Origin of the sequence: Streptomyces sp. LS1784 (genome assembly GCF_020103755.1) — a bacterium.
Taxonomy (GTDB): Bacteria; Actinomycetota; Actinomycetes; order Streptomycetales; family Streptomycetaceae; genus Kitasatospora.
Genome location: NZ_JAHSQD010001092.1, coordinates 1 through 1,162 on the forward strand (window position 1 = coordinate 1; position 1,162 = coordinate 1,162).

General features: G+C 73.4%; 1 tRNA gene and 1 pseudogene. Both read right to left on the reverse strand.

Annotation, left to right across the window (positions count from 1 at the left end):
* Nucleotides 1–746: pseudogene (locus KS423_RS45865) on the reverse strand (hypothetical protein); the annotation flags it as partial.
* Nucleotides 747–844: 98 nt separating this feature from the next.
* Nucleotides 845–917, reverse strand: a tRNA-Ala gene (locus KS423_RS45870).
* Nucleotides 918–1,162 lie beyond the last annotated feature (245 nt).

Below are 1,162 nucleotides of genomic sequence, written 5' to 3' on the forward strand. Positions count from 1 at the left end.
CCGCTGACGTGGGCGGCGCGCAGCGCGGCGACGAAGGCGCGCTGGGCGGCCGCGTCGTGGCCGAGGTCGTACGCGGCCCAGCCGGCCAGCCGGGCGAGTCTGCTGGCCGTGCCGTACAGCTCGCGGCCGAGCCGTTCGTCGTACGCGCCGAGTTCCAGCAGCTTGGCCAGCATGGCGAGTTCGGCCCGGACGGGGCCGAGGACGAGGCCGCCGCCGCAGGCCCGTTCGAGCTTCTGCTTGCTGCGGTAGGACAGGCCGAGTTCGCCGACCAGCCCGGGTTCGACGCGCAGCGCGCCCTCCCCGCCGCCGACGGGCGGTGGCGGGGAGTCGAGGCGGGCGGCGGCCTGGTCGAGGTCGGCGCTGCGGAACAGGTCGGTGAGGCGGACCGGGCCGGCGTCGGTGGCGGCCTCGCGCAGTGCGGTCTGGGCGGTGTCGGCGGTCCACGGGTCGGTGAGCAGCCGGGGCGAGAGGATCTTGGCGCCGCGGTGGCCGCCCATCCGGCCCCAGAGCTGTTCGTAGGTGACGGCGATGCCGAGGGTGCGGCTGAGCACCTCGCAGACCGCCTGGTCGTGCGGGCTGCGCGGCACCATGCCGCGGTCGCGCCACTTGTACGGGGCGGTGGAGCTGATGGCGAGGCCCGGCGGCAGGGCGAGGCTCACCTCGCGGGCGAGCCGTTCCGGACTCCAGCCGAGCTGGTGGAGTATCCGGGCCAGTTCCTCGTTCCGCCTTCGCTCCAGATCGGCCATGGCACGACGGTAGCGGGATTCCGGGCTCTCCGACCGGTGGCACGGGCAGAACGGCGAAGAGCCGCCTCCCGTTTCCGGGAGGCGGCTCTCGACTTCTGTGGAGCTATGGGGAATTGAACCCCAGACCTCTTGCATGCCATGCAAGCGCTCTACCAACTGAGCTATAGCCCCTTGACCTGCGATGTCACCGTGGTTCCCGGTTGTTTCCGGCCGTTTCCCTCGGCGACATCGACTACTTTACACGGTCCGGGGCGTGCTCCAGAAATCCGTTTCCCGAGGTCCGCACCACAGGCCCCGGGAGCCCCGCGCCCCGAGCTCCGAAAGCCCGAGCTCCGGGGGCCCGCCTCCGGCGCCCCCGGCGCACGCCTCCCGCCCCGGGCGTACGCCTCCGCCCGGGGGCGCGCGGCAACCAGGCG